Raw genomic sequence first — 25,034 nt, forward strand, 5'->3', positions numbered from 1 at the left:
TGTGTTGCGAGATAGCGACTGCGGGCGTCATCCGCCAGCAACACTCGGGCGGGTCGTCGGACAGGGTAAGTACTTGGTCGAATGGCAGCTCGTCCCACAAGCAGACCGCCGCGCCGAATCAGTCGCGCGGCTTGATCATTTCCGATGGGACGATCCATTCGGCGAACTGCTCTTCCGTAAGCAGACCCAGCTCGATCCCCGCCTCTTTCAAGGTTGTGCCGTCAGCATGTGCCTTTTTGGCGATTTTTGCTGCGTTATCATAACCGATATGAGGATTAAGGGCGGTCACCAACATCAGGCTTTCGTTCATCAATTTGTCGATTCGGTCGGTGTTCGCCTCGATCCCCATCACGCAATTGTCGGTAAAGCTGCGCGCCGCATCGCTGAGCAGGCGGATCGATTGCAGGACGTTGTAGATCATCACCGGCTTGAACACGTTGAGTTCCAGATGCCCGTGCGATCCGGCGACGCTGACTGCGGTGTTATTGCCCATCACCTGCGCGCACACCATCGTCAGCGCCTCGCACTGGGTCGGATTGACCTTGCCCGGCATAATCGAGGAGCCTGGCTCATTGGCTGGTAAGGAAATTTCGCCAAGCCCGCTGCGCGGCCCGGATCCAAGCAGGCGAATGTCGTTGGCGATCTTCATGCCGCTCACTGCGACCGAATTGAGCGCGCCCGACAGCTCGACCAGAGCGTCATGCGCCGCCAGCGCTTCGAATTTGTTGGGCGCGGTGACGAAGTCGTGCCCTGTCATGTCGGAAACCTGTGCGGCAAACTTCTCCGCAAAACCGGCCTTGGAATTGATCCCGGTGCCGACCGCCGTTCCCCCTTGCGCGAGCTCAAGTACGCGGGGCAGCGCATTCTCGATCCGGGCAATGCCGTATTCGACCTGCTTGGCGTAGCCGGAGAATTCCTGGCCCAGCGTGAGCGGCGTTGCATCCTGCAAGTGCGTGCGCCCGATCTTCACGATATCGGCAAAGGCGCCCGCCTTTGCGTCCAGCGCTTTGTGCAGATGCTCCAACGCGGGCACCAATTGCTCGATCGTCTCGCTCGCCGCAGCGATGTGCATCGCCGTAGGAAAGGTGTCGTTGGAGCTCTGCCCCATATTGCAGTGATCGTTCGGATGAACCGGATCCTTGCCTCCACGTGTGCCGGTCAGCAATTCGTTCGCGCGGCTGGCAATCACTTCATTGGCGTTCATGTTCGATTGCGTGCCCGAACCGGTCTGCCACACGCTCAGCGGAAATTGCTCGGCAAGCGTACCATCGATGACCTCACCGGCAGCCTCGACAATCGCGTCACCGATTTTGGCGTCGAGCACGCCAAGTTCCATATTGGCGCGCGCGGCGGATTTCTTCTGAATTCCCAGCGCCTTGACCAGTGGCTCCGGCATGGTTTCCGTGCCAATGTCGAAATTGGCTAGACTGCGCTGAGTTTGCGCCCCCCAATGGGCGTCTACCGGCACCGCAACTTGGCCCAAGGAATCCGTTTCGATGCGGACATCACCTATCGCCCCAAAGATCGATCCATCGTTATGGCGGTGGTTTTCAATGTCACTCATCGACGCGTTCCTTGTCTCGGTAGATTGCAAAGGCTCCCTAAGCATCGCGCACGCTAGAGGTCAAAGGGATTGAAGCGTCGGCGCGCAGGGCCAAACCCCTTGGCCAATCGAGCCGCTAAAGCTAGGAAGGGTTGACGCGCTGTATTGCATGACTAATACAGCCACTCGGAGTTCACATGACGACCACGACAAAGCAGCCCGATACCGCCGCTGCCCGTAAAGCAATGATCGACAGCCAATTGCGCACCAGCGGCGTGAACGAGAAATTCGTGCTCGCTCGTATGATTGCGGTGCCGCGCGAGGATTACCTGCCGGAGGGCAAGGCGTCGCTTGCCTATATCGACCGCTCCATCCCCCTCGGCGATGGAGCCAATCTCGCATCACCCCTGTTCTACGGAAAGCTGCTGCTTGAGGCCGATCCGCGCGCCGAGGACAACGTCCTCATTGTCGAAGGCGGCACTGCCTATTTGGAGGAACTCGTCCGTCCTCTGGTGGCCGAAGTCGATACCGTAACCGCCGCAGATGCGGTCGCAGGCAAGCTGCCCGCTGGCAAGGCATATTCGCTGATCATGGTCGACGGCGCGATCGAGCAATTGCCGCCGGCTCTTGCGAGCGGCCTTGCAGACGACGGCCGGATCGCATCGGGCCTCGTCTTGCGGCAGGTGACGCGTCTCGCTTCGGGGCGAAAGGTCGCAGGGCAGGTGTCGCTGCAGGCTGTAGAAGACCTCGGAATTCCGGTTCTGCACGATTTCGACAAGCCAAAAGGCTGGACCTTCTGATGAAACGTTCCGCCGGTCTTGTGCGCAGCCTGTCTGCGACGATCAGCCTAGGGGCGCTCGCTGTGAGCGGACCCGCGCTGGCGGACACGCTGCGCGAAGCCCTGGTCGAAAGCTACAACACCAACCCGACGCTCCAGGCGGCGCGCTCCGACCAGCGAGCAACCGACGAGGGCGTTCCGATCGCGAAGGCATCGGGTCTGCCGACGGTCAATGTCACCGCGACACATATCGAGTTTCTCCGGCAGTCAGCGAACGCGTTTACCGCGCCCGAGCGTAATCTCGGCGTCAATGCAGCCTTGCTCGTCCCGGTCTATTCCGGCGGGGCGGTGCGGAACAATATCAAGGCTGCGAAAGAGCGTGTTTCGGCGGGGCAGGCGAGCCTCCGGAACACCGAAAGCACGCTTTTCAGCCAAGTCGTTGCAGCTTACATGGACGTGCTCCGGACAGAAGCACTCGCGTCCCTGTCCGCCAACCAGGTGGACGTGCTCGCGATCAATCTCGAGGCGACCAGCGACCGGTTCGAAATCGGCGACCTTACCGTGACCGATGTAGCCCAGTCCCGTTCCCGCCTTGCGGTTGCGCGCGGAGACTTGCGGGTTGCTCAGGCCAACCTGATTGCCGCTCGCGAGACCTACATCCAGCTTGTCGGCAGCGCTCCGGTCGATCTCCAGGCACCCCCACCCCTCCCGGGTCTTCCCGATGCCGTGGGAGAAGCGATCGTTATTTCTCTGGAGAGCAACCCCAACCTGATTTCGGCAAGAGAGCGCGCTCAGGCGGCCGGCTTCGACACCGAAGTGGCGGGCGCAGGGCGGCTTCCCACGCTCGGCCTCTTTGCCAATGGTGATTACAGCAATTTCTTCGGCACGCTTGGCGGTCCAATTGCGTCCACGCTCGTGCAGCAGGAAACCACGGCCAATGTCGGTGTGCGGCTGACCATCCCCCTGTTCCAGGGCGGTCTTCCTGCGGCGCAGCAACGCCAAGCAGGCGCTAGGGAGAGTGCTGCTCTCGAAGAAGTTATCCGGATCGAGCGGCAGATCATCGCCGAAACGCGGGCGACCTACTCGAACTGGCAGGCGTCATTGGCCGTTATCGAAAGCTCGCAGGCAGCCGTCGAAGCCGCTGAACTCAGCCTCGAAGGCGTGCGCGCGGAGAATTCGATCGGCAATCGCCAGATTCTCGACGTGCTCAACGCCGAACAGGAATTGCTCTCGGCCCGCGCTCAATTGGTTACCGCCCGGCGGAACGCCTATGTTGCAGGCTTCAACCTTCTCGCACTGATGGGCCGCGCCGAGGCGCGCGATCTCAACCTCGAAACAGGCGGACCGCTTTACGATCCGCAGGTCAATTACGAGCGCGTGAAGAACAAGCGCTGGGATTGGGCGCGCGATCCGGAACCCGAGGCGAAATCGAAGCGCACCGTTGACATTCCTGCCGCCGAAGCAACAATCGGACCCCAACTGGAACCCGGCGAATAGTTCGGACATTCCGATTCGGTATGGTTAATTGGGGCAAGGACTGACGTGGCGCAAAGCGAATCATCCGTCGAAGAAATCCTGGAATCGATCAAGAAAGTGATCGCCCGGGATAACCGCGAAAGCGCATTCGAAGTGCGCCGGATGCGGGAGGAAGAGGCTGAGCGCAGCGATCAGGTCCCGGGCGAGATAGACGGCGATGAAGTCCTCGACCTTTCCGATATGGAAATCGAAGAGGAAATTGCTGGACCCGAAACCGGTGACGTGCCGCCTACTGAGCCCGGGGAAGACGGCGTCGATCCGGAAGATACTCCGCTGATCACCGACGAAGTGCGCGGCGCGATGCAGGACAATCTCGCAGCATTGGCCATGCTGGCCGAGCCAGGCGCACGCCCGCAGATCGTTCGCTCGGGCGAGACCTCGCTCGAAGGGCTGACGCGCGAACTGCTTCGCCCGATGCTGGCAGAGTGGCTCGACAAAAACCTTCCGGGAATGGTCGACAAGCTTGTGCGCGCAGAAATCGCCCGGATCGCCGGCAAAAAGCGCTAACCCTCACGCTTGGATAACGGCGCGCCGGTGCGCTCCGCCCGGTTTCGCTGGCGCGGGGCGAATTAGCGCGTTACCGCTGCCATTCATGAACGTGATGCACATAATCCGTGCCGCTGCTGCGGCGACGATTTTCGCCTCGGCGCCGCTAATCGCGGACGACCATTCCTCGCAGCGATCCATCCCCGGCGTAACCGCGGCTCCGATGACCGCCGAAGACCTGATCGCCATACCGCGCCTGGGCGGGGCGACCGTGCGAAACGATCGCTATGCTGTGTATTCCGTGACCGAGGTCGATCCATCGGATTTCGAGAGAACCCGTCGACATTTCATTCTCGACCTGGCTGAAAACGGCGCAGAACCGATAGCGTTCGATCTGGGTATGTCCGCGAGCTCATTGTCCTTCGGCCCGGACGGCTTTCTCTATTTCCTCAGTTCCGACCACACCGACGAAACACAGCCTTTGCGCTCGAGGCTTTGGCGCGCGGCGATCGAGGGCGATGGGACGGCATCCGCGCCAATGCTCGTGGCCGATATGCCTGAGGCAGGTATTGCCGGGTTCAAGCTTGATCCGACCGGTACAAAAGTGGCGCTTTGGGCGCAAATCGCACGCGATTGCCCAAGCTTCGGGTGCGCAAGCGAGGAATCTACGATCGGTTCGGGTCGTCTTTACGATGGTGATATCGGGTTCTTCCGGCATTGGGACCGCTGGATCGAACCAGGCGTCTTCAACCGGGTTTTCGTCTTCGCCATCGAAGACGGTGAGGTGACGGGCGACGGCACTCCGTTAGACGGCGTTGATCCAGCGACTGGTATCACCGGCAACACGCCGACCATGCCGTTCGGCGGCGCAGAAGATGTCGCCTGGGCTCCCGATGGATCCGGCATCTATTTCGTCGCGCGCCAGGCGGACGAGCGCGAGCCGACCTCGACCGATCATGACATCTATTTCTCCGACCTTTCCGGCGCAGCTCCTGTGGAGCTCACCGCCGTCTATCTGGCGGTCGACATGGCACCCGCGCCCTCCCCCGATGGCCGCTACCTCGCTTACCTTGCCATGGCGCGGCCGGGATACGAATCCGATCGGCTGGTCATTCAGCTGCGCGATCTTGGTTCGGGCGAAACCCGCGCGCTGACCCAGGATGTCGATCTATCCTTCGGCAGCCTGATGTGGAGCGCTGACGGATCGCACCTGCTCGCCACTGCCACCGATGTCCTCGACACGCCGGTTTTCCGGATCGACCCGGCAACGGGTGAAACGACAAAGCTCGATCTGATTGCCGGTAACGAGGCGCATATCGGCAACCTAGTCTCGCTTTCCGGCGGCAGGTTGCTGTTCACACGCGATTCCATTGGCGCGCCGAGCGAGCTGTACCTTGCGCGGGGGAACCAGAAAGCGCGCCCGCTCACAGACAAGGTGACCAGCCGCATGGGAGAGATGGCGTCGACCGTCACCACCCGGTTCAGCTTCGAAGGGGCCGGAGGCGATACTGTCTGGGGCCAGATCACCCGGCTCGAAAACCAGACTGGGCCGATCCCCGCCATTCTCTACATTCACGGCGGCCCGCAGGGCAGCTTTCGCGATGGCTGGTCCTCGCGCTGGAACCCGCGCGTCGTTGCGAGCCAGGGCTATGCGGTGATCTCCGTCGATTTCCACGGAAGCACCGGATACGGACAGGCCTTTACCGATTCCATCAATCGCGACTGGGGCGGCAAACCTCTCGAAGACCTGCAAAAGGGTCTGGCCGCGGCATTGGAACTCGACAGCCAGATCGATGGGAGCCGCGCCTGCGCAATGGGCGCGAGCTATGGCGGCTACATGGTCAACTGGATCGCCGGGCGCTGGCCCGATCGCTTCAATTGCCTAGTCCAGCACGATGGCCTGTTCGACATGCGCAGCTTCTATTACTCGACCGAAGAGCTGTGGTTTCCGCGCTGGGATTTCGGTGGATCGTACAGCGAGGCGCGCGACGAGTACGAGCGCTGGAACCCCGTGAACCACGTCGACAATTGGAAGACGCCGATGCTCGTGATCGCGGGTGAGCAGGATTTCCGGGTCCCCTACACCCAGGGACTACAAAGCTTCACGGCTCTTCAGGAACGCGGTGTTCCGTCGCAATTGCTGGTTTTTCCGGACGAGAACCACTGGGTGCTCGGTGCGGAAAATTCGCTCCAATGGCACCATACCGTCTTTGCCTGGCTCGACCGCTGGCTGGCCGAAAGTCCGGAGGAAGAGATCTCGGAATGAGCGAAACCGACCTGCTCGCGGCGCAAACCGCACTCGGCAAGAAGTACGGCAATGAAGCCAGAGGCAACGAGATCGAGCGTCACATTTTCCTGTGCGCGCTTTCCGAAAAGGAAAAATGCTGCTCGCGCGCCGAAGGGGAAATTGCGTGGCAGTTTCTCAAGGATCGCCTGAAAGAACGCGGATTGGCAGGGCCAAAGCGCACCGCCGATCACCCAAGCGGTGCCGGCGGCGGGATCCAGCGGACCAAAGCCGACTGCCTGCAGATATGCGGATCAGGTCCGATCGCGGTCGTTTGGCCGGACGGTGTCTGGTATCACTCGTGTTCGCCGAACGTGCTCGAGCGGATTATCGAGGAGCATCTTGTCGGCGGTGTGCCGGTCGAAGATTTCCGGCTAACCCCGCCGACCTAGTTGTCGTCCTTATCGCCGAACAGCTCGTCCGCACTCGGCAGGCGATTATCGACCGATTCGTCATGGCCCGTCCCGTTCGACAGGAACACGAGCCCCATCAGCCCTCCTCCGAGCAGCATCGTGAAGGCAATGCCGAGAGCCGCGGCGATATAATAATGCACTGAAATCGCGCCATTGAAAGCGAACAGCAGTGCGACCGCGATCACGACTGTCGCGACCGTCACGGACAGCAAAAGGCGCATCACGCGGCGGTATTGCGCCCAGGCATGCGCGGCCGTTTCCGGGTCATCGAGAGGAGATTTGTTGGCCATGGCCATCACATGAGCCTCGAAACCCGGCTTTGCAATGGCTGAGCGGCGCAAAGCACGCGCCAACGGACAGATTCGCCTTTTCGCTCCAAAGATGGCATTTTGTATCGAAAGAGAGGACGCCAGATCATGACCATTGCGAAGATAATCGCCAATCGCTCAGCCGCAGATATCGACTCCTGCGATTGCACCACTCCGGTTTCCGAGGCGATCAATATGCTTGCAGGAAAGCGGATCGGTGCTCTGCCGGTCATGCGCAACGGCAGTGTGGTGGGCATCATTTCGGAACGCGATGTGATTTACTGCCTTTCGTCAAAAGGCGGTGCTGTCCTGAACATGCCGGTTGAGGAGATAATGACCTCGCCCGCGGTTACCGTCGAACCATCGACCAAGATCGACGATGCAATGGCCCTGATGACCAAGCGGCGGTTTCGCCATTTCCCGGTTGTCGAGAACGGCGCCCTCGTCGCGTTCATTTCGATCGGCGACCTCGTGAAGAACAAGATCGATGAGATCGAGCACGAGGCCGAGGCGATCAGGAACTATATTCAGACCGCTTGAACCTTGAGGAACTGGGTGCTCGCGCCTAAATATCTCTCATGGCAGACACACTGACCCTTACACCAGCCGCCGCAAAACGCGTCGCGTGGATTGCGGAAAAGCAGACCAAGCCACCCATCCTGCGGCTTTCGGTGGAAGGCGGTGGCTGCTCGGGTTTTCAGTACAAGTTCGACCTGTCCGAGGGACCGGACAGCGATGACGCCGTCAGTGAGACCGATGGTGTAAAGCTGGTCGTCGATCCGATCAGCCTCGATCTGGTCGGGGGAAGCGTGGTCGATTTTGTAGAATCGCTCGGCGGCGCCGCATTTCGGGTCGAAAACCCCAATGCTGCGGCCGGTTGCGGCTGCGGATCGAGCTTCGGCATCTAGCGCGGTCATTGCGAATTGCGGTGAGCTAAAGCGAAGTCGGGCTGGCGCGCGTGCGGCCCATCTGCAAAGCTCGCTGCATGAAAATCGCCACTTACAACATCAATGGCATCAAGGCCCGGCTGCCCCGCTTGAAAGAGTGGCTCACCGAGACGCGCCCCTCGGTCGCATGCCTGCAGGAAATCAAGAGCCAGGATGAGGGGTTTCCCGCCGCCGAATTCGAAGAGCTTGGCTATCAAGCGATCTGGCACGGTCAGAAGAGCTTTAACGGGGTCGCCATCCTTACCGATGCCAAGGCCGGTTTCGCGCCACCGGAAGAGGTGCAGCGAGGTCTCGGCATTGACGGCCCGAAAGACGGCGAGGGCGAACAATCACGCTATCTCGAGGCCGATGTGACGAACAAGGATGGCCGCACAACGCGCATCGTTTGCATCTACCTTCCCAACGGCAACCCGCACCCGGGGCCGAAATTCGATTACAAGCTCGCGTGGATGGAGAGGCTGCGCGCGCGAATGGGCGAAATCTGGGCCGAAGAAGTGCCCGCCGCAGTGCTCGGCGATTACAACGTCATCCCGCACGATGACGACACGTATTCGGTCAAGGCCATGGCCTCCGACGCCCTGATGCAGCCCGAAAGCCGCGCCGCCTATTTCAGGCTTCTCGCCGATGGGTGGACCGACGCAGTGCGAACGCTCAATCCGCGCGGAGGGGTCTGGACCTATTGGGATTACCAGGCAGGCGCATGGCAGCGCGATCATGGCTTTCGGATCGACCACATCTTGCTCTCACCCGAGCTATCGGACCGGCTGACCGCAGTCGGTGTGGACCGCGAGCATCGTGGACGCGAAAAGGCGAGCGATCACACACCCGTCTGGGCGTCGTTATCCGTTTGAAACGAAAAACCCCCGCCGGGATGGGCGGGGGCTGAAACCTCATCTCATCGAACGATCAACGATAGAAGATATGGGTATCGATCTGCGCTGTGCGTTGCTTGCGATAGCTCCACTTAGGGCGGACATATGTCGCGTGAAAATACACTGCGTCATCGACTTCAGATTCCCACATGTCGTCATGCGCGATGTGAGCGATCGACTTGGCGCGCTCCCAGGCGGCTGAACCGCTCTTGATGCGAGGCATACGGCCATTCTTCACGAACGAGAATTGCGCGCGCTGATAGACAACGCCGCAATAGCTCGCGGGAAAACGGCGATCTTCGGCGCGGTTGATCACGACCTTGGCGACAGCCAACTGGCCTGCCAGCGGTTCACCGCGCGATTCGAAATAGACGGCACCAGCAAGGCAGCGCATCTGTTCGGACATGGTGTCCGGCGCATCGACCATGCTGACAAGCTCACGTAGCGAGGTCGCGCCAGTCACTCCCTCTGCAGTCGAAGAAGATGCGTCGGTCTCATCGACCGGTTGCACGACCTCTTCCGACACGAAAACGGTCGGCTCCGGGACAATCTCGACCAGCTCCTGTGCGGTCGTTGCTGGTTCGCTGGCAGCCGGGAGGGCGGCTGCGTCTTGAGCAATAGCACCAGCGCCATCGGCGCTGGAGAAGCTCAACCCGGCTGTTGCAACTATGGCAGCAGCGCTGAGTGTATAAGTCTTGCGACTCATCAAATCTTCTTTTTGTGCGGTGAGCAAGCTCCGACGCAGGTGAGAACCTGTTGCGATTTTACGCTAATTGTGATGGTTCTTTCATGGCCTGCCGGCCGCCCCCCGTCTGCGTGCCCACGTCGCGGCCGTATTGCCGCGCAGAAGGCCTCCGCACCTGGAAGCTGGCGAGCCAATTAGTCACAATTGAAACCAAGTCAAGTTAACGCGGCAAAAGCGCGATGAAGCGTTCTGGATTGTCGATATCCAGCTCGATTACCCAAATATCGGGATCCTGCTCGCTTCGGCGGTTCAGATACTCGGAGAATTCATGTTTTTTTTCAGGGTCTTGTGACTTTGTCGCCATGAAAGTGCGCGAGCCGTCAAGTTGCGGCATCCGCTCAAAAAGTCTTACGTTTTCACCGCGATACATGGTTACCAAGAGGATCGTGCCGGCATCGCGCTCCCCTTTTGAGAGCACCGTCGCGATCCCTCCATTCGCTTCGGCGGAGCGGATCAGGCTGGAAACTTCGAGATGTGCGGGGAGGCGAGTGGGCTCGCTCATCCCTCTGCCGAATACCCTGGCAGACTGGAAAGCGCGATGCGCGAACGCATGAAGGTTCCGGTGCCGCGCCCGATCTCGTCGCCTTCCGTATCCACCAGGCGCGATTCAGCGACAAAGACGCGTCGCTTACCGCTGACCCAGCGACCCTCGGCAACGACCTCTCCGGCACGCACAGGCTTGGTGAAGTGCAGGTTGAAGCTCGTTGTTAGGAGAAATCGGTCTGTTGCAAGGGTATTGGCAGCATAGAACGCCGCATCATCTAGCATCTTGAAGTAGATCGTGCCGTGCGCTGCACCCGCAGCATGATAGACCTCTTCACCGACATTGAACCGGATCCGCGCATTCCCCTCGCTGACGATCTCGAGCGACGATGCGAATTTTTCATTGATCGGCGCGGAACGATACAGCCGCTCGAGCGCGCGATGATGCAACTCGGCGCCCGCATTTGAGGACCGGGAGCCGCCACTGGTTGCGGGATCGGCTGTGCCGTCAGGCTGCATCGCGCAGGAATTGGTTCGTCAGCACCGCGAACATCGCCTCACCATCGGGCGCATCGATCAACGACTGAAGCATCGCCTCATCGCGAGCGAAACGCGAAATCGCTGCCAGTGCGTGCAAGTGAGTCGCGCCAGCGTTCTCAGGTGAAACCAAGCCAAAGAACAGTGAGACCGGCACGGCATCCGCAGCGCCGAAATCGACGGGTTGTTCCAGCTTGAGCAAAGCGAGGGTAGGGCGGCGGACATTCGCGCTGCGACAATGCGGAATCGCAATTCCGCGGCCGAAACCGGTGCTGCCGAGCGACTCGCGCTGCTCCAGCCCGTCAAGCACATCAGCGCTGTCGAGGCCGTAAATTTCGGCGAAGCACTTGGAAATCTGTTCGAGAACCTGCTGCTTGTTTTCGAGCCGGTCGATCGCGACGGCTTCAGGCAGCATTCTAATATTTACGTCCATTGCGAATTCAAAATCCCGATTTATCTGCGTCCCGCAATTGCAGGAACCGCGTCATACCCGCGCGAGCATTTAGTGCCGCTGGCTAGGTTTTACAGCGTATCCGTCCTTGTTCGTGGACTTGGCCTCTTCCGTTACCGATCGCTGTTTTCGGTGTCAGTTAAGACACGAAATATATGGCCCTATTGTGGCTCGACCCAACCGATCGACCCATCGGCGCGGCGATAAACCATATTATGCCGCCCGGTACCAGCATTTTTGAAAAAGAGGGCGGGGGTATCGCGCAGATCCAGCATCATGACGGCGTCGGCGACCGAGCCGGTGGGAACATCGACACTTGTTTCAGCGATCACCGGTGGTGCCTCCGCGGGCGCTTCTTCCTGAGCCTCTTCGGCCGCGAAGATCGTATATGCGGCTTCCTCTTCGGCGCGCACCTGGCTCGCGCGTTCGTGGCGATCTTTCAATCGGCGCTTATACCGGCGAAGCTGTTTTTCGATCTTCCCTGCAGCATTGTCGAGCGCGACATGGGCATCGTGGGCACTCCCTTGTGCTTTGAGGATCGTACCGTGGTTCACATGGGTGACGATATCGCAGGAAAATGCACCCGCCGGTGCCTTGCCGAAAGTGACATGAGATGAGAGCGCGCGGTCAAAATATTTATCGACGATACCGCCAATCCGATCCGCCGCATGCTCCTGAAGCGCAGCACCTGTCTCCACCTGATGACCCGATATCCGAATATCCATCGCCGCTCGGTCTCCTTTTTATTATTCACGACTGTTTTGCGCCGCTTTTCAACGGCGAAACTCAGTTGGCCCAGATCGCCTTATCGATCCCGGCGATAAACTCCTTGTGCCGCGCTATTTCCTCGGCGCTCGCATGGTGCGGTCTCGGCTCACGATATGGTCTCGCCGAAGTGCTTGGCTTTGCCGCTCGATCGGCTGGCGTTTCTGCCCTCTGACCAGCTTGCGGCCCGGTATCCGTCGCCAGTTCCAAACCGATCTGACGGCCTCCATTGAGCTCGACATAGACCTGCGCCAGCAATTCTGCGTCGAGCAACGCGCCGTGCTTGACCCGGTGGCTCCGATCGATCCCATAACGTGTGCACAAGGCGTCCAGCGACAGTTTCGCGCCAGGGTGGCGCTTGCGCGCGATGGCGACCGTATCGATCATCCGGTCCATCGAGATCGGTTCGCGCTCGATCATCACCAGTTCGGAGTTCAGAAAGCCGAAATCGAAGCCGGCATTGTGTGCGACCAGAGGCGCGTCGCCGATAAATTCGAGCAATTCGTCCGCGATCTCGGCGAAGAGCGGCTTGGTGGCGAGAAACGCGCTCGACAATCCGTGCACCGCTTCGGCGGCGGCGGGCATGTCCCGCTCGGGGTTGTAATAGGCGTGGTAGGTGTTGCCGGTTTCGACCCGGCCAATCATCTCGACGCAGCCTATTTCAACCATCCTGTCCCCTGTCTTGGGATCCAGCCCGGTCGTTTCGGTGTCGAAAATGATTTCACGCATTGGCATTGTTATTCACCCAAGCGGCGAACGGCGCAAGAGGGCGATTGCATCAAATCGGGCGCTACTCGCTGGGTCTTTCGAGCGTCTCGATCAATTCCTTCACCTGCGCTTCGGTTTCGGCGAGCGTCGTACCCGTGTCGATAACGTGGTCTGCGCGCGCGCGCTTCTCTGCGTCCGGCACCTGCAGTGAAAGAATGTGCTCGAACTTTTCCTCGGTCATGCCCGGGCGGGCGAGCACACGCTCGCGCTGCGCCTCTGCGGGGGCTGAGACGACCACAACCCTATCGACAGCCTCATGGCCGCCGCGCTCGAACAACAACGGGATGTCGAACACGATGATCGGAGCGTCGGCATTGTCGGCCAGAAACTGTGCTCGCCGCGCGCCCACAGCCGGATGGACGATTGCTTCCAGCCGGGCGAGGGCTTCCTTGTCGCCGAACACCAGTTTGCCGAGCGCATCGCGGTTCACACCTTCCGGTCCAGTCGAACCGGGAAATTCGCTCTCGATCGCGGCGTTGAGCTCACCGCCCGGCCCCTGCATGGCGCGCACCTCGGCATCAGCGTCGAACACGGGGATACCGGCGCGCTCGAACATATCGGCTACCGTCGACTTTCCCATGCCGATGGAGCCTGTGAGGCCTATGATCGTCGGGCGTGTCATCGGGTCAATATCTCGTGCAGCTCATTGTCGTGCTCGCGCGGAGGGGCGGCGCCAAAGAATTTCTCGAACGCGATGGCCGCTTGGCCGACCAGCATCGAAAGACCATTGATCGTAGGGTGTCCCGCTTCGCGCGCAGCATTAAGGAAAGGCGTTTCGACCGGATCGGTCACGATGTCATAGGCCATGCTGCCCGGCGGTGCATGGCTCCAGTCGAACGGTAACTCGGGGCTGCCTCGCATACCCAAAGGGGAGGCGTTGATCACCAGGTCAAGGCATCCTTCGCGATCGTCGAAGGCAAAGTTGGTTGCCTCGGCAAAATAAGCGATGGGAATGGCATGATGCTCACCGCCGGGCGCAAGCTCGTCAATCAGCGCCTGCGCCTTTTCCGGATTGCGGCCGGCCACCACCAGCGTGAATCCGTTATGCGCCAGCGCCGCGATGATCGCGCGGGCAGCACCTCCGGTGCCGATGATGCGCGCCATCCTGAAGAGGTGCTGCGATTTGAGGATCGGGAGCAGTGGTTCAAGAAAACCATCGGCATCGGTGTTGAAACCGATGAGCGCGCCATTTTCCTGCCGAACGACCGTGTTGACCGCTCCGAGGGTGCGGGCAACCGGATCGATCTGATCAAGATGACCGATGATCGTTTGCTTGTGCGGCATTGTGACGTTGCAGCCGATCCAGCTCCCGTCATCGCGGTATCTGGCAAGGTACTCGCCCAAATTGCCAGCTTCCACATGGCGCGCCTTGTATCTACCAGCGATGCCGAGTTTCTCGAGCCAGAAGCCATGGATGAGCGGTGATTTCGATTGGGCAATCGGATCGCCGATGACGTGCGCATGCGGGACACTCATGCTGTGAGCACTCCGTGTTCGCGCAATGCCCCGAGCAGGGGGAGCAGCGGCATCCCGAGCACGGTGAACTGATCGCCTTCAATCCGGTCAAACAATTGCACACCGGCCGCCTCGATCCGGAAGACGCCGACGGTAAAGGATACGGCAGGCCATTCGAGATCGAGGTAATGCTCGATAAAACTGTCGGACAGCTCGCGAACATGGAGCCTCGCCACGTCGGCATGCGACCATTCGCAGGTATCGCCGCGAACCAGGGCGGCGGCGCTATGCAATTCCATGACCTTGCCCGAGAAGAAGTGGAGGTGCTCGGCTGCATTTTGGCGCGAGTGCGGCTTGTCGAACCTTTTTCCGCCTGCAACGACCAGAGAATCGCTGCCCAGCACAAGCGCTTCGGGGTGCTCGGACGCTATCGCAGCCGCTTTGGCAACGCTCAGAGCTTCGGCAATCTCGGGAGGGGTGGCATCGGCGAGCCCCGCCTCGATCGCGCGTTCGTCAACATCTGCCGGAAGCGCCCGATAAGATACACCCGCCGCATCCAGCATGGCTTTGCGCGAGGTCGATTTGGAAGCGAGGATCAGGGGAGGGGGCGCGTCGCTCATATCGGTTTCGAGACCCCGTCCACTTGCCGTTCCTTGCGCTCTCGCTCTTGGGCGAGCCGGATTATCGCAGCCGCGCTTTCCTCGATCGAACGCCGCGTCACATCGATCACCGGCCAGCCATTATCGGCAAACATCCTCCGTGCGAACTGAAGCTCCTCCTTCACCCGCTCATTGTCGACATAGGATGTCTCGGTACCTTCATTGAGCGACAGCAGGCGGTTTCGGCGGATCTGCACCAGACGCTCCGGTGCGGTTGTCAGGCCCACAACGAGTGGATGGCGCAGTCGAAACAGCGTGTCTGGCGGCGGGCTTTCCACGACAAGCGGGATATTGGCGACCTTGTAGCCGCGATTGGCAAGATAGATGCTCGTGGGTGTTTTCGAGCTGCGAGAAACGCCTGCCAGCACGATGTCGGCTTCCTCCCAATCCTGATGCCCGACACCATCATCATGCGCGATGGTGTATTGAATGGCATCGACCCGCTTGAAATAATCGTCATCCATCAAATGCTGGCGACCGGGGCGACCATGCGCCTCCTGACCAAGCTGCGATTCCAGCGCAGCGGTCACGCTGTCGAGTACCGGCACCGCGGGAAGACCCAAATGCCGGCAATGCTCCTCCAGCCGCGTCCGGGTATCGGGATTAACCAGAGTGAAAAGAACTAGGCCGGGGTTATCGGCAAGCTCCGGCACGATCCGATCGAGATGCTGGCGCGAGCGCACCATGGGCCAGAAATGCCGGCTGACGCTCGGATCGTCGAACTGAGCCAGCGCCGCCTTCGCAATCATCTCGAGCGTCTCGCCCGTGGAATCCGAGACGAGGTGCAAATTCAGGCGGTTCATTTCTGTCGGCAAAGCGTTCTTTCCGGGCTGTGGAAACTCGCAGGCATAAACCACGGGACAGAACGGTCGACAAGCAAGGGAGGAAATTTCATCCGCGCTACCGGCCGTTTAGCGAGGTGCCTTGTCGACACGGGACAGCCGCCATCAACAGTCTGGGGAGAACGGGGATAGATTGCGCTTGACCGCGAAGCTTGGCAGAGTCGCGGCCGTGTCAAAGGTCTGTTCACAGCCGGAGAATTCAGGCAGGAGCCGGTAATTCCCGATATCCACAGGGCCAACAGACTCCATCATCTCTTAATATAAATATTATTTATTAGTTTAGAGGAACACGTATGCCGGGCCCGCTGCTCGAGACACTCAAAGGTACGAAACAGGACATCGCTCCAGTCTGGCTCATGCGACAGGCTGGACGTTACCTTCCCGAATATCGCGAATTGCGCGCAGAAAAGGGCGGCTTTCTCGAGCTGGTCTATGACAGCGATGCTGCGACCGAGATCACGGTTCAACCGATCAGGCGCTTTGCATTCGATGGTGCGATCCTCTTCTCCGACATCCTGATTGTCCCGCATGCGATGGGGCAGGGGCTCGAATTCCTCGCAGGGGAGGGGCCGAAGCTCAGCCCGACCTTGCTCGAGGCGACACTGTCGGACTTCAGCGAAGCGAAAGAGCGCTTCGATCCGATCTATGAGACCGTTCGCAAAACCCGCGCGATGATCTCGAACCAGGTCACCATGCTTGGTTTTGCAGGCTCTCCCTGGACGGTCGCGACTTATATGATCGCTGGGCAGGGCTCGAAGGATCAGGGCTCGGCGCGCCTACTTGCTTACCGCGATCCCCAGCGCATGCAGGAGATTTGCGATGCAATTATCGAGGTGTCGGTCGAGTATCTGCGCGGGCAGATAGAAGCCGGCGCGGAAGCTGTGCAATTGTTCGATAGCTGGGCGGGCAGCTTGGCGCCCGATGAATTCGAACGCTGGGTTATCGCTCCGAACGCAGCCATTGCGGAAGCGATCAAGCAATCGCATCCAGGCACACCCGTGATCGGCTTTCCGAAAGGCGCGGGCGCGAAGCTCCCGGCCTATGCCCGCGAAACCGGGGTCGATGCAGTCGGCCTCGATGAGACACTCGATCCCGTCTGGGCGCATGCGAGCCTACCGGAAGGCATGCCGGTGCAGGGCAATTTCGATCCGCTCTTGCTGGAGGCCGGCGGACCGGCTCTGTCGAAACGGGTCGACACGATCATCAAGGCGTTTGAGGATCGTCCCCACGTCTTCAATCTCGGGCACGGGATTGGTCAGTTCACGCCGATAGAGCACGTCGAGGAGCTGCTCAGGACGCTGAGGCGAGGGTAGGGGGTAGCGATGCAGGATTTCCTTCTGTCGATCTATCTGTGGCTCAAGATCGGCCATGTGATCTTCATGGTCTTCTGGCTTGCCGGGCTCTTTATGCTCCCCCGCCAGTGCATTTACATGCTCGATCACGCTCCAGGCTCCACGGGCGAAGCGAAGTGGGCCGAGCGCATGGGAAAGCTTCGCAAGATCATTCTGAGTCCCAGCCTGATCATCGTCTGGGTGCTCGGTCTCTCGATCGCCTATGCTATCGGCGCGTTCACCGAAGGATGGTTTCACGCCAAGCTGGCGCTCGTTCTGGCGCTCACAGGCTATCACGGCTGGTTGGTCGCCCAGACCAAGAAAATGGCCCGCGGTGAGCGTCCTCTGACCGAAAAACGCCTGCGCATGATCGGGGAGGTACCTGGCCTTCTGCTCGTCCTGATCGTGGCACTGGTTTATTTGAAACCATTCTGACGATTGGCGATTGACCGCGCGCTGCGCTGAACCTATTTCGAATACCTATTCCGGTTGTGGCCGCGCGGTGCCGTGCGGCCCTGTCTGCTTTCTCCAAGCCCAGTCTTTTTCATCCAAAAGGCGCCTCGTCCAAAGAGGTACTGACGATCCGGCCAATCCTTTAGTTTTGGAATTATTTTGCAATGCATCTCAAAGAGTTAAAACAGAAAGCCCCGGCCGAGCTCGTCCAGATGGCCGAAGAACTGGGCGTAGAAGGCGCCTCCACCATGCGCCGGCAGGATCTCATGTTCTGCATCCTGCGTGAGCTCGCCGAAGACGAAGATTACGAAGAAAAGATCATGGGCATCGGCACGATCGAAGTGCTGCAGGATGGCTTCGGTTTTCTTCGCTCGCCCGAGGCGAATTATCTCGCCGGGCCCGATGATATCTATGTCTCTCCGAATCAGATCCGCAAATGGGGTCTGCGCACTGGCGACACTGTTGAAGGCGAAATCCGTGCACCCAAAGAAGGCGAGCGCTATTTCGCGCTAACGAGCCTGACGACGGTGAATTTCGAAGATCCTTCGCAGGTCCGTCTGCGGACCAATTTCGACAATCTCACGCCGCTTTATCCGGAGCAGAAGCTCTCGCTCGACACGCTTGATCCGACCGAGAAGGACAAGTCCGCCCGGGTCATCGATATCATCTCGCCGCAGGGCAAAGGCCAGCGCGCGCTGATCGTTGCGCCGCCGCGGACCGGTAAGACGGTGCTGCTGCAGAACATCGCCAAGGCGATCACCGACAACCATCCCGAAGTGTTCCTGCTGGTTCTGCTTGTCGATGAGCGCCCGGAGGAAGTTACCGATATGCAGCGCAGCGTGAAGGGCGAGGTAATCTCCTCGACCTTCGACGAGCCTGCCAATCGCCATGTCCAAGTGGCCGAAATGGTGATCGAAAAGGCAAAGCGGCTGGTCGAGCACAAGAACGATGTCGTCATCCTGCTCGATTCGATCACGCGCCTGGGCCGCGCTTACAACACCGTGGTCCCTAGCTCGGGCAAGGTTCTGACCGGCGGTGTCGATGCCAACGCACTCCAGCGTCCGAAGCGTTTCTTCGGTGCAGCGCGTAACATTGAGGAGGGCGGTTCGCTCTCCATCATCGCCACTGCGCTGATCGACACCGGCAGCCGCATGGACGAAGTGATCTTCGAAGAGTTCAAGGGCACCGGTAACTCGGAAATCGTCCTCGACCGCAAGGTTTCCGACAAGCGAATCTTCCCGGCGCTCGATGTGGGCAAATCCGGCACGCGCAAGGAAGAGCTGCTGGTCGAGAAGGACAAGCTTTCAAAGATGTGGGTTCTGCGCCGCATCCTCATGCAGATGGGCACCGTCGATGCGATGGAATTCCTGCTCGACAAGATGAAGGATTCCAAGACCAACGAAGACTTCTTCGACACCATGAATCAGTAAGCCTTTTCCATGCGTTAGGTCCGATCTCGCTTCGTCAAGCGGAGCGAGGTCGGGCGTTAAATTTGGGGAATTGGCAAATTGTTAAACTGGTTCTAAAGCTCGCCAGCGATGATCAGTCAGTATCTCTACATAAGCACCGCGCCGAGCCTTTCGCGCGACGAGGTCGATTCGATCCTTGCCAGCAGCGCGCGCAACAATCCGGCCAACGGGATAACCGGTCTGCTCATCTATAATGGCCGAAATTTCCTCCAATTGCTCGAAGGCGATGAAGCTGAGTTGATTTCGCTGATGGTCCGGATCACCCACGATCCGCGGCACACAGGCATATCGATCTTGGAGAAAAACCGGGTCGAGCAGCGTTCATGTCCAGATTGGGCGATGAAGCGCGTGCTTATAGCTGAAGGACCGGAGAAGCGACGCGAATTGTTGGAGGCTGAGCTGCCCGAAACACTCGACCCCGGCCTTCGAAAAGTGATTATGAACTTCGCGGTGCTCAACTAGGTCTTTTGCGCTTCGAGCTGCGCGGCCATCAGTTCCCAAACCTTATTCACGGCCTTCAGCGGCCGAACCATCACTTTGAAATCCTTGATCATTCCGGCCTCGTCGAAGGTGATCATGTCGATGCCGTTGACGAGAATACCATCCATTTCAGTCGTGAATTCGAGCACCGCGGTATCACCGCTCACGACTTCGCGTACATAACGAAAACTGTCATTGCCGAGCGTTTGCGCAGCTGCGCTGAGATAGGCGACGACAATCGCGCTGCCTTTTTGCGGCGTGTGGACCACAGGCGAGTGAAAGACGGCGTCTTCGCGCATAATTGCCGCGAGGTCATCGGGTTTGCTCCCGCTCTCGGCGACCCGATGCCAGCGGGCGAGGGCGGTTTGAACATCTATAGCCGCTGCGCTCAACCCAGATGCCCCTCGAAGAAGGCAGCGGTTCGGCCGTCGGCGATGGTAGCTGCCTCCTCATCGCGGCGCTTGCCATGCTCGGTCGCAAAACCGTGATCAAGGCCGACATAGTCGTGCAGCGTTACGCGGGGGTGATCGTCTAACCCCTCGTGCATCGCCTTTTGTGTGTCCTTGTCCACGAAACCATCTTCGGTCGGAATGTGGAGCATGAGCGGGTTGGAAATCGCATGCTTCTCGCCCAGTAGCTCCTCGATGCCGACACCGTAATAGCCTACACTTGCGTCAACATCGGTCCGCGCAGCAGTCATAAAGGCGAGGCGCCCGCCCAGGCAGTATCCAACTGCTCCTACTTTCGGGACACCCCTTTCACGGCGAATGTAATGAATTGTCGCTTCGATATCCCTGATACCGAGATCCTGGTTGAACTTGCCCATCAGATAGAGTGCTTGCTGGAACTCTGCCTCGACATCGGGGTCCAGTTCTACGCCGGGTTGGAGACGCCAGAACAGGTCGGGCGCGACGGCCAGATACCCGTCGGCTGCCAGCTTGTCGCATTTCTGGCGGATACCAAGATTTACGCCGAATATCTCCTGGATGACGATGATTGAGGCTTTGGGCGGGGAGCCAGGCTCCGCCACGTAGGCGTTGAAGCTTTGATCGCCTTCGAGGGTCGCTATTTCTGCCATGGTGCCCATTGGGATGCTCCTTCTCACCTGATTTCGTGCGGCGTGGGTGCCGATGATCGTCGCCAAGCTTCTACCCATTGCGCCTTGGCTTTGCCAAACCCAAATGCCACAAGCATCGGCAATCCAGCGCGAAGTCGGCGTTGAGAACGGGAGAAATGCTGTGAAGGTCAACGTCGAAATCGAATGCACTCCGGAGGAAGCGCGCAGCCTGATGGGCCTGCCGGACGTGTCGGAGGCGAACAGCATCTATGTCGACAATATCTCCAAGGCGATGAAGGGCGTCAGCAGCCCCGATCAATTGCAGCAATATGCGCAGGCGCTCGCACCAATGGGGCAGGTCGGTCTCAAACTCTTCCAAAGCTTTGTGGAAGGGGGGATGCGCGCTGGTGCTGCTGCATCGGGCAAAACGTCGAGCAAGTCGGAGGACTGACCTCCGCGTCGAGGCGCACGCGAGATGACCGATACGATTTTTGCCGTTTCGAGCGGTGCGCCGCCCGCCGCAATCGGCGTGATCCGAATGAGCGGCCCCAAGGCAGGGCAAGCGGTTTTCGATCTGGTCGGTAGGGAGCTGGAGCCGCGCCGCGCAAGCCTTGCCGAATTACGCGGGCCGTCGGGTGAGGTGCTCGATCAGGCGCTCGTGCTCTGGTTTCCCGGCCCTGACACGGCCACCGGAGAGGACCTGGCGGAGTTTCACTGCCATGGCGGGCGAGCTGTGTTGGCTGCGGTTGAGGCGGCACTGGGGGAGTTGGACGGAGCGCGTCCGGCTGAGCCTGGCGAGTTCACTCGCCGCGCATTCGCCAACGGCCGGATCGATTTGGCGGAATCCGAAGGTCTGGCTGATTTGCTTACCGCAGAGACCGAGCTTCAGCGAGCTTCGGCAATCGCCAATGCGAGCGGTGCATTGTCGAAGAAAGTGGAGGCCTGGCGAAGCGAACTACTCACCCTGTCTGCGCAGATTGAGTCCGCCCTCGATTTTTCGGATGAAGATGACGTCGGGGACTTGCCCGATAGTTTCACGTGGAACATCGAAAGATTGCTCGGCGAGATCGAGGAATGGTTGGTGCGCCCGCGGTCGGAAGCTTTGGGCGAGGGTGTACGGGTTGCGATAGCCGGACCGCCCAATGCTGGGAAATCGACGCTTTTCAACACCTTGGTCGAAAGTGAAGCCGCCATTACGTCGCCGATCGCGGGGACCACGCGCGATTTGATAGAACGGTCGGTGGATATCGCGGGCGTGCCATTCACGTTGATCGACACGGCGGGGCTTCGCGACCTCTCGTCCGATGCGGCTGCGGATCCGATCGAGGTGATTGGCATCGATCGGGCGCGCAGTGCATTGGCCGACGCGAATATTGTGCTGTGGTTGGGTGAAGAAGGGCGGGGGCCTTCTGGCGCTTGGGAAGTCTCTTCAAAAGCGGATGTCGATGGCTTCGCGCCCAAGACAGGTGCGGCCACATATGTTGTTTCTGCAGCGACTGGCGAGGGTCTGAATGAGCTCAAGATTGACTTGGTGAATGAGGCGCGTTCGATCCTACCCAAACCGAGCCAGGCCACGCTGAACATGCGGCAGCATCGACGATTGGGTGAAGCCGCGGAGGCGCTGAAGGCTGCAGTCAGTCTGCGCGACCTGTTGCTCATTGGCGAAGAACTGCGCCGCGCGCGTGTCGCGTTTGACCGGCTCGTCGGCCGATCGACAACCGAAGACATGCTCGATGCGCTCTTTGGGCGGTTTTGTATCGGGAAATAGCCCTCTTATGAGGCGCTGTTGTTTCACGTGGAACAGTGCAAAGAGATTTTGACCTCTACTCGCACAGCACCTATTTGACGGCGCATGCACGAATTCGATGTCTTGGTTATCGGCGGCGGACATGCCGGTGTGGAAGCAGCCTGTGCTTCTGCACGGATGGGTGCGCGCACTGGACTGGTGAGCTTCGACCTGGAGGCAATCGGCGCAATGAGCTGCAACCCGGCAATCGGCGGGCTGGGCAAGGGTCATCTCGTTCGTGAAGTCGATGCGCTTGATGGTGTTATCGGCAGGGCGTCGGACGCAGGAGCCATCCACTACCGGATGCTTAACCGTTCCAAGGGGAGTGCGGTCTGGGGGCCGCGCGTGCAAGCAGACCGAGTGCTGTTTAAGGCCGCTGTTCAGAAGGTGGTCCGCAACCAGGACAATCTAACACTCATCGCCGGCGAGGCGGCTGCGCTCGTCATCGAGGGCGGCATTGCGGCGGGACTTGAGCTTTCCGATGGCACCGTGCTTCGGGCGCCCCGCGTCATTCTCTGCACCGGCACATTCCTCGGTGGAGTGCTTTTTCGCGGGGAAGAACGTTTTGAGGGTGGGCGCATCGGTGAGAACGCGGCCAAACGGCTTGCCGATCAACTGCGCGCTGCGGAACTACCGATGGCTCGGCTCAAGACAGGTACGCCCCCGCGGCTGGATGGGCGCACAGTCGACTGGGCGGTGCTTGAGGAGCAGCAGTCGGATGCTGACGAATGGACGATGTCGCCGCTCACGAAGAAGCGCGCAAATCCGCAAGTATTTTGTGCGATCACGCGCACGACAGCGGCTTCCCACGATGTAATCCGCGCCAATCTGCATCGTTCACCGCTCTTTTCCGGCGCAATCGACGCAGCCGGGCCGCGCTATTGTCCGTCGATCGAGGACAAGATTCATCGATTCGGCGATCGCGATGGCCATCAGGTGTTCCTCGAGCCTGAAGGTCTCACCACGCACCTGGTCTACCCCAACGGGATCAGCACGTCGTTGCCGGTCGATGTTCAGCAGGACATGTTGCGAGCGATGCCGGGTCTCGAGCGGGTGGAAATGGCGGTGCCGGGCTATGCTGTCGAGTACGATCACATCGATCCCCGCGCACTCACACCCGACTTGCAGCTTCGCGCCATCCCTGGGGTCTTTTGTGCCGGTCAAATCAACGGCACGACCGGTTACGAAGAGGCCGCCGCACAAGGGCTGGTGGCGGGCCTAGAGGCTGCAGCAGCCACGCTTGGGGTCGCCGCACCGAAACTCGACCGCGCAAACTCCTATATCGCTGTGATGGTCGACGACCTCACCCTTCAGGGTGTGAGTGAGCCTTATCGTATGCTCACGGCAAGAGCGGAGTACCGGCTGCGCCTCCGAGCGAACAACGCATCGACCAGACTGACACCGCTTGGCATCGAGGCGGGTTGCGTATCTGGCGAGCGCCGCGATTGGTACAATGAGCGCGAGGAGGGCAGGGTTATTGTTGATGCCGCCTTCGCGAGGCAGATCAGTGCAAAAAATATCGCGGATGCCGGTCTTCCGTTGCGCAGGGACGGCGGTGACAAACCGCTTTCAGAGTGGCTTCGGCATGACGGGCTGGATTTGGAGGCGTTATCACCGTGGCTTGAAGTTGTTGCCCAGAGTTATCCTGGTCTCGCTTCGGAAATGGCCGAAGACGCGGCTTACGCGCCGTATCTGGCTCGCCAGGATGCTGAATTGAGGGATCTCCGCGCATCAGAAGAAATGACGCTCAGGCCCGATTTCCCGTATAACGAAGTGCCGGGGCTCTCCAATGAGATGGTAGAAAGGCTTTCCAAAGCCTCTCCGAGAACTCTTGCTGCTGCTGGACGAGTTCCGGGAATTACACCGGCCGCGCTGTCTGCACTGCTGGTTTACGCACGGCGCTACGAACAAAACAGCCAAGCCGCCGCATGACGAACAAAAGGTTGGTGGAAACCGAAGAGCAGGCGAAAGACTACGTTGCGGGTCTCGTGGGCGTGGCTTCCATGGACAGGCTGGCGCAATATGTCGATTTGCTGATTGCTGAAAACGAGCGGCAGAACCTGATCAGCAAGGCTTCCGAGGGTCAGATTTGGCAGCGTCACATTGCGGATAGCGTGCAGCTTCTTGAGCATGTTTCACGTGAAACGCTGGATCAGGAACATGCGATATGGCTCGATCTCGGCACTGGAGCTGGTCTTCCAGGCTTGGTGATCGCCGCAATTTTTCCCGATCTTTTTGTTAGACTGGTTGAATCCCGAGCACGCCGGGTTGAGTTCTTACGGGAATGTGTCGCTCGGCTCGATCTGGAGCGGTGCGAAGTGCTTGGTGAACGGCTGGAGCGGATCGAACCCTTCCCCGCGAGCGTGATTTCTGCCCGAGCTTTTGCACCACTCGACAAACTTTTAAGATTATCCGCACCCTTCTCCACAAGGTCGACTACCTATCTCTTGCCCAAAGGCCGGTCGGCGGCGCACGAATTGAAATCGCAAAAAGCGCCGATTCGAAAGATGTTCCACGTGGAACAATCATTGACCGATAGCGACGCAGGCATCATCGTGAGTTCTCGAACCCACGAATAGCGTGAGA

The 25,034-nt window shown here is 59.7% G+C and carries 30 protein-coding genes; 16 read left to right on the plus strand and 14 right to left on the minus strand.

The window, feature by feature from the left end; translation table 11 throughout:
• Positions 1–118: 118 nt before the first annotated feature.
• Positions 119–1,564, minus strand: a complete 1,446-nt coding sequence (gene fumC / locus IB285_RS13075; protein ID WP_190788577.1) for a class II fumarate hydratase — start codon at positions 1,562–1,564, stop codon at positions 119–121.
• A gap of 176 nt (positions 1,565–1,740) precedes the next feature.
• Here fumC and IB285_RS13080 point away from each other — a divergent pair, with 176 nt between their 5' ends.
• The 5 genes from IB285_RS13080 to IB285_RS13100 all read left to right on the plus strand — a co-directional run bounded on the left by IB285_RS13080 (position 1,741) and on the right by IB285_RS13100 (position 7,019).
• The gene (locus tag IB285_RS13080; protein WP_190788578.1) at positions 1,741–2,343 is read left to right on the plus strand and encodes a protein-L-isoaspartate O-methyltransferase family protein; all 603 of its coding nucleotides are present in this window, start codon (positions 1,741–1,743) and stop codon (positions 2,341–2,343) included.
• Positions 2,343–3,818, plus strand: a complete 1,476-nt coding sequence (locus tag IB285_RS13085; RefSeq protein ID WP_190788579.1) for a TolC family outer membrane protein — start codon at positions 2,343–2,345, stop codon at positions 3,816–3,818. The genes IB285_RS13080 and IB285_RS13085 overlap by 1 nt, the downstream gene beginning before the upstream one ends.
• A gap of 45 nt (positions 3,819–3,863) precedes the next feature.
• Positions 3,864–4,364 (plus strand): DUF2497 domain-containing protein, encoded by a 501-nt coding sequence (locus IB285_RS13090; RefSeq protein WP_190788580.1) that lies wholly within the window; start codon positions 3,864–3,866, stop codon positions 4,362–4,364.
• A gap of 85 nt (positions 4,365–4,449) precedes the next feature.
• A complete protein-coding gene (locus IB285_RS13095; RefSeq protein ID WP_234033155.1) occupies positions 4,450–6,609 on the plus strand; it encodes a dipeptidyl-peptidase 5 in 2,160 nt (719 codons plus the stop codon).
• Positions 6,606–7,019: a (2Fe-2S) ferredoxin domain-containing protein gene (locus tag IB285_RS13100; protein ID WP_190788581.1), complete on the plus strand. Its 414-nt coding sequence runs from the start codon at positions 6,606–6,608 to the stop codon at positions 7,017–7,019. The genes IB285_RS13095 and IB285_RS13100 overlap by 4 nt, the downstream gene beginning before the upstream one ends.
• Here the strand turns inward: IB285_RS13100 and IB285_RS13105 are convergent.
• Positions 7,016–7,330 (minus strand): hypothetical protein, encoded by a 315-nt coding sequence (locus IB285_RS13105; protein ID WP_190788582.1) that lies wholly within the window; start codon positions 7,328–7,330, stop codon positions 7,016–7,018. The genes IB285_RS13100 and IB285_RS13105 overlap by 4 nt on opposite strands.
• A 126-nt stretch (positions 7,331–7,456) precedes the next feature.
• Between IB285_RS13105 and IB285_RS13110 the strand changes: the two genes are divergently transcribed.
• From IB285_RS13110 to xth, 3 genes are all read left to right on the plus strand, one after another.
• Entirely contained in the window at positions 7,457–7,888 is a 432-nt protein-coding gene (locus IB285_RS13110; RefSeq protein ID WP_190788583.1) for a CBS domain-containing protein, read from the plus strand.
• 38 nt (positions 7,889–7,926) lie between these two features.
• Positions 7,927–8,256: a HesB/IscA family protein gene (locus tag IB285_RS13115; protein ID WP_190788584.1), complete on the plus strand. Its 330-nt coding sequence runs from the start codon at positions 7,927–7,929 to the stop codon at positions 8,254–8,256.
• A 77-nt stretch (positions 8,257–8,333) separates the two neighbouring features.
• Positions 8,334–9,146 (plus strand): exodeoxyribonuclease III, encoded by an 813-nt coding sequence (gene xth, locus IB285_RS13120; RefSeq protein ID WP_190788585.1) that lies wholly within the window; start codon positions 8,334–8,336, stop codon positions 9,144–9,146.
• A gap of 55 nt (positions 9,147–9,201) precedes the next feature.
• On the opposite strand, the gene IB285_RS13125 is transcribed toward xth, so the two are convergent.
• From IB285_RS13125 to IB285_RS13170, 10 genes are all read right to left on the minus strand, one after another.
• Positions 9,202–9,873, minus strand: coding sequence for a cell wall hydrolase (locus IB285_RS13125; protein WP_190788586.1), 672 nt, complete (start codon positions 9,871–9,873; stop codon positions 9,202–9,204).
• Between the two features lie 199 nt (positions 9,874–10,072).
• Positions 10,073–10,414, minus strand: a complete 342-nt coding sequence (locus tag IB285_RS13130) for a DUF1491 family protein (protein WP_190788587.1) — start codon at positions 10,412–10,414, stop codon at positions 10,073–10,075.
• On the minus strand, positions 10,411–10,914 hold the full coding sequence (locus tag IB285_RS13135; protein WP_190788588.1) for a PaaI family thioesterase: 504 nt from the start codon (positions 10,912–10,914) through the stop codon (positions 10,411–10,413). The genes IB285_RS13130 and IB285_RS13135 overlap by 4 nt, the downstream gene beginning before the upstream one ends.
• Entirely contained in the window at positions 10,904–11,365 is a 462-nt protein-coding gene (locus IB285_RS13140; RefSeq protein ID WP_190788589.1) for a PTS sugar transporter subunit IIA, read from the minus strand. The genes IB285_RS13135 and IB285_RS13140 overlap by 11 nt, the downstream gene beginning before the upstream one ends.
• A gap of 179 nt (positions 11,366–11,544) precedes the next feature.
• Entirely contained in the window at positions 11,545–12,108 is a 564-nt protein-coding gene (hpf, locus tag IB285_RS13145; protein WP_190788590.1) for a ribosome hibernation-promoting factor, HPF/YfiA family, read from the minus strand.
• Positions 12,109–12,169: 61 nt separating this feature from the next.
• On the minus strand, positions 12,170–12,877 hold the full coding sequence (gene dnaQ / locus IB285_RS13150) for a DNA polymerase III subunit epsilon (protein WP_190788591.1): 708 nt from the start codon (positions 12,875–12,877) through the stop codon (positions 12,170–12,172).
• A gap of 61 nt (positions 12,878–12,938) precedes the next feature.
• The gene (coaE, locus tag IB285_RS13155; protein ID WP_190788592.1) at positions 12,939–13,538 is read right to left on the minus strand and encodes a dephospho-CoA kinase; all 600 of its coding nucleotides are present in this window, start codon (positions 13,536–13,538) and stop codon (positions 12,939–12,941) included.
• A complete protein-coding gene (gene aroE / locus IB285_RS13160; protein ID WP_190788593.1) occupies positions 13,535–14,392 on the minus strand; it encodes a shikimate dehydrogenase in 858 nt (285 codons plus the stop codon). The genes coaE and aroE overlap by 4 nt, the downstream gene beginning before the upstream one ends.
• Entirely contained in the window at positions 14,389–14,991 is a 603-nt protein-coding gene (locus tag IB285_RS13165; protein ID WP_190788594.1) for a Maf family protein, read from the minus strand. The genes aroE and IB285_RS13165 overlap by 4 nt, the downstream gene beginning before the upstream one ends.
• Positions 14,988–15,833, minus strand: a complete 846-nt coding sequence (locus tag IB285_RS13170; protein ID WP_190788595.1) for a pyruvate, water dikinase regulatory protein — start codon at positions 15,831–15,833, stop codon at positions 14,988–14,990. Before IB285_RS13170 ends, IB285_RS13165 begins: the two co-directional genes overlap by 4 nt.
• 332 nt (positions 15,834–16,165) lie before the next feature.
• Here IB285_RS13170 and hemE point away from each other — a divergent pair, with 332 nt between their 5' ends.
• The 4 genes from hemE to IB285_RS13190 all read left to right on the plus strand — a co-directional run bounded on the left by hemE (position 16,166) and on the right by IB285_RS13190 (position 19,587).
• Positions 16,166–17,185, plus strand: coding sequence for a uroporphyrinogen decarboxylase (gene hemE / locus IB285_RS13175; protein WP_190788596.1), 1,020 nt, complete (start codon positions 16,166–16,168; stop codon positions 17,183–17,185).
• 9 nt (positions 17,186–17,194) lie between these two features.
• Positions 17,195–17,638, plus strand: coding sequence for a CopD family protein (locus IB285_RS13180; RefSeq protein ID WP_190788597.1), 444 nt, complete (start codon positions 17,195–17,197; stop codon positions 17,636–17,638).
• Between the two features lie 182 nt (positions 17,639–17,820).
• Positions 17,821–19,086 (plus strand): transcription termination factor Rho, encoded by a 1,266-nt coding sequence (gene rho, locus IB285_RS13185; RefSeq protein WP_190788598.1) that lies wholly within the window; start codon positions 17,821–17,823, stop codon positions 19,084–19,086.
• A 108-nt stretch (positions 19,087–19,194) separates the two neighbouring features.
• The gene (locus IB285_RS13190; protein ID WP_190788599.1) at positions 19,195–19,587 is read left to right on the plus strand and encodes a BLUF domain-containing protein; all 393 of its coding nucleotides are present in this window, start codon (positions 19,195–19,197) and stop codon (positions 19,585–19,587) included.
• On the opposite strand, the gene IB285_RS13195 is transcribed toward IB285_RS13190, so the two are convergent.
• Positions 19,584–19,997: a nuclear transport factor 2 family protein gene (locus tag IB285_RS13195; protein ID WP_199803371.1), complete on the minus strand. Its 414-nt coding sequence runs from the start codon at positions 19,995–19,997 to the stop codon at positions 19,584–19,586. The genes IB285_RS13190 and IB285_RS13195 overlap by 4 nt on opposite strands.
• Positions 19,994–20,692 (minus strand): dienelactone hydrolase family protein, encoded by a 699-nt coding sequence (locus tag IB285_RS13200; protein ID WP_190788600.1) that lies wholly within the window; start codon positions 20,690–20,692, stop codon positions 19,994–19,996. Before IB285_RS13200 ends, IB285_RS13195 begins: the two co-directional genes overlap by 4 nt.
• Before the next feature lie 151 nt (positions 20,693–20,843).
• Here IB285_RS13200 and IB285_RS13205 point away from each other — a divergent pair, with 151 nt between their 5' ends.
• The 4 genes from IB285_RS13205 to rsmG all read left to right on the plus strand — a co-directional run bounded on the left by IB285_RS13205 (position 20,844) and on the right by rsmG (position 25,027).
• Positions 20,844–21,113, plus strand: coding sequence for a DUF6489 family protein (locus tag IB285_RS13205; protein WP_190789128.1), 270 nt, complete (start codon positions 20,844–20,846; stop codon positions 21,111–21,113).
• A gap of 24 nt (positions 21,114–21,137) precedes the next feature.
• A complete protein-coding gene (mnmE, locus tag IB285_RS13210; RefSeq protein ID WP_190788601.1) occupies positions 21,138–22,430 on the plus strand; it encodes a tRNA uridine-5-carboxymethylaminomethyl(34) synthesis GTPase MnmE in 1,293 nt (430 codons plus the stop codon).
• 84 nt (positions 22,431–22,514) lie between these two features.
• Positions 22,515–24,380, plus strand: coding sequence for a tRNA uridine-5-carboxymethylaminomethyl(34) synthesis enzyme MnmG (gene mnmG / locus IB285_RS13215; protein WP_190788602.1), 1,866 nt, complete (start codon positions 22,515–22,517; stop codon positions 24,378–24,380).
• Entirely contained in the window at positions 24,377–25,027 is a 651-nt protein-coding gene (gene rsmG / locus IB285_RS13220) for a 16S rRNA (guanine(527)-N(7))-methyltransferase RsmG (RefSeq protein WP_234033165.1), read from the plus strand. The genes mnmG and rsmG overlap by 4 nt, the downstream gene beginning before the upstream one ends.
• The last annotated feature ends 7 nt before the right edge of the window (positions 25,028–25,034 follow it).

This window comes from Erythrobacter rubeus (genome assembly GCF_014705715.1).
Taxonomy (GTDB): Bacteria; Pseudomonadota; Alphaproteobacteria; order Sphingomonadales; family Sphingomonadaceae; genus Erythrobacter; species Erythrobacter rubeus.

Bases quoted from the DNA above. Each gene is read 5' to 3' on its own strand.
- aroE (WP_190788593.1), bottom strand. From the start codon at position 14,392: ATGAGTGTCCCGCATGCGCACGTCATCGGCGATCCGATTGCCCAATCG.
- dnaQ (WP_190788591.1), bottom strand. From the start codon at position 12,877: ATGCGTGAAATCATTTTCGACACCGAAACGACCGGGCTGGATCCCAAG.
- rho (WP_190788598.1), top strand. From the start codon at position 17,821: ATGCATCTCAAAGAGTTAAAACAGAAAGCCCCGGCCGAGCTCGTCCAG.
- rsmG (WP_234033165.1), top strand. From the start codon at position 24,377: ATGACGAACAAAAGGTTGGTGGAAACCGAAGAGCAGGCGAAAGACTAC.
- IB285_RS13140 (WP_190788589.1), bottom strand. From the start codon at position 11,365: ATGGACGTAAATATTAGAATGCTGCCTGAAGCCGTCGCGATCGACCGG.
- hemE (WP_190788596.1), top strand. From the start codon at position 16,166: ATGCCGGGCCCGCTGCTCGAGACACTCAAAGGTACGAAACAGGACATC.
- IB285_RS13125 (WP_190788586.1), bottom strand. From the start codon at position 9,873: ATGAGTCGCAAGACTTATACACTCAGCGCTGCTGCCATAGTTGCAACA.
- IB285_RS13190 (WP_190788599.1), top strand. From the start codon at position 19,195: ATGATCAGTCAGTATCTCTACATAAGCACCGCGCCGAGCCTTTCGCGC.
- IB285_RS13115 (WP_190788584.1), top strand. From the start codon at position 7,927: ATGGCAGACACACTGACCCTTACACCAGCCGCCGCAAAACGCGTCGCG.
- IB285_RS13110 (WP_190788583.1), top strand. From the start codon at position 7,457: ATGACCATTGCGAAGATAATCGCCAATCGCTCAGCCGCAGATATCGAC.
- IB285_RS13130 (WP_190788587.1), bottom strand. From the start codon at position 10,414: ATGAGCGAGCCCACTCGCCTCCCCGCACATCTCGAAGTTTCCAGCCTG.
- IB285_RS13080 (WP_190788578.1), top strand. From the start codon at position 1,741: ATGACGACCACGACAAAGCAGCCCGATACCGCCGCTGCCCGTAAAGCA.
- IB285_RS13135 (WP_190788588.1), bottom strand. From the start codon at position 10,914: ATGCAGCCTGACGGCACAGCCGATCCCGCAACCAGTGGCGGCTCCCGG.
- hpf (WP_190788590.1), bottom strand. From the start codon at position 12,108: ATGGATATTCGGATATCGGGTCATCAGGTGGAGACAGGTGCTGCGCTT.
- IB285_RS13100 (WP_190788581.1), top strand. From the start codon at position 6,606: ATGAGCGAAACCGACCTGCTCGCGGCGCAAACCGCACTCGGCAAGAAG.
- IB285_RS13095 (WP_234033155.1), top strand. From the start codon at position 4,450: ATGAACGTGATGCACATAATCCGTGCCGCTGCTGCGGCGACGATTTTC.
- coaE (WP_190788592.1), bottom strand. From the start codon at position 13,538: ATGACACGCCCGACGATCATAGGCCTCACAGGCTCCATCGGCATGGGA.
- mnmG (WP_190788602.1), top strand. From the start codon at position 22,515: ATGCACGAATTCGATGTCTTGGTTATCGGCGGCGGACATGCCGGTGTG.
- xth (WP_190788585.1), top strand. From the start codon at position 8,334: ATGAAAATCGCCACTTACAACATCAATGGCATCAAGGCCCGGCTGCCC.
- fumC (WP_190788577.1), bottom strand. From the start codon at position 1,564: ATGAGTGACATTGAAAACCACCGCCATAACGATGGATCGATCTTTGGG.
- IB285_RS13085 (WP_190788579.1), top strand. From the start codon at position 2,343: ATGAAACGTTCCGCCGGTCTTGTGCGCAGCCTGTCTGCGACGATCAGC.
- mnmE (WP_190788601.1), top strand. From the start codon at position 21,138: ATGACCGATACGATTTTTGCCGTTTCGAGCGGTGCGCCGCCCGCCGCA.
- IB285_RS13170 (WP_190788595.1), bottom strand. From the start codon at position 15,833: ATGAACCGCCTGAATTTGCACCTCGTCTCGGATTCCACGGGCGAGACG.
- IB285_RS13165 (WP_190788594.1), bottom strand. From the start codon at position 14,991: ATGAGCGACGCGCCCCCTCCCCTGATCCTCGCTTCCAAATCGACCTCG.
- IB285_RS13200 (WP_190788600.1), bottom strand. From the start codon at position 20,692: ATGGGCACCATGGCAGAAATAGCGACCCTCGAAGGCGATCAAAGCTTC.
- IB285_RS13105 (WP_190788582.1), bottom strand. From the start codon at position 7,330: ATGGCCAACAAATCTCCTCTCGATGACCCGGAAACGGCCGCGCATGCC.
- IB285_RS13180 (WP_190788597.1), top strand. From the start codon at position 17,195: ATGCAGGATTTCCTTCTGTCGATCTATCTGTGGCTCAAGATCGGCCAT.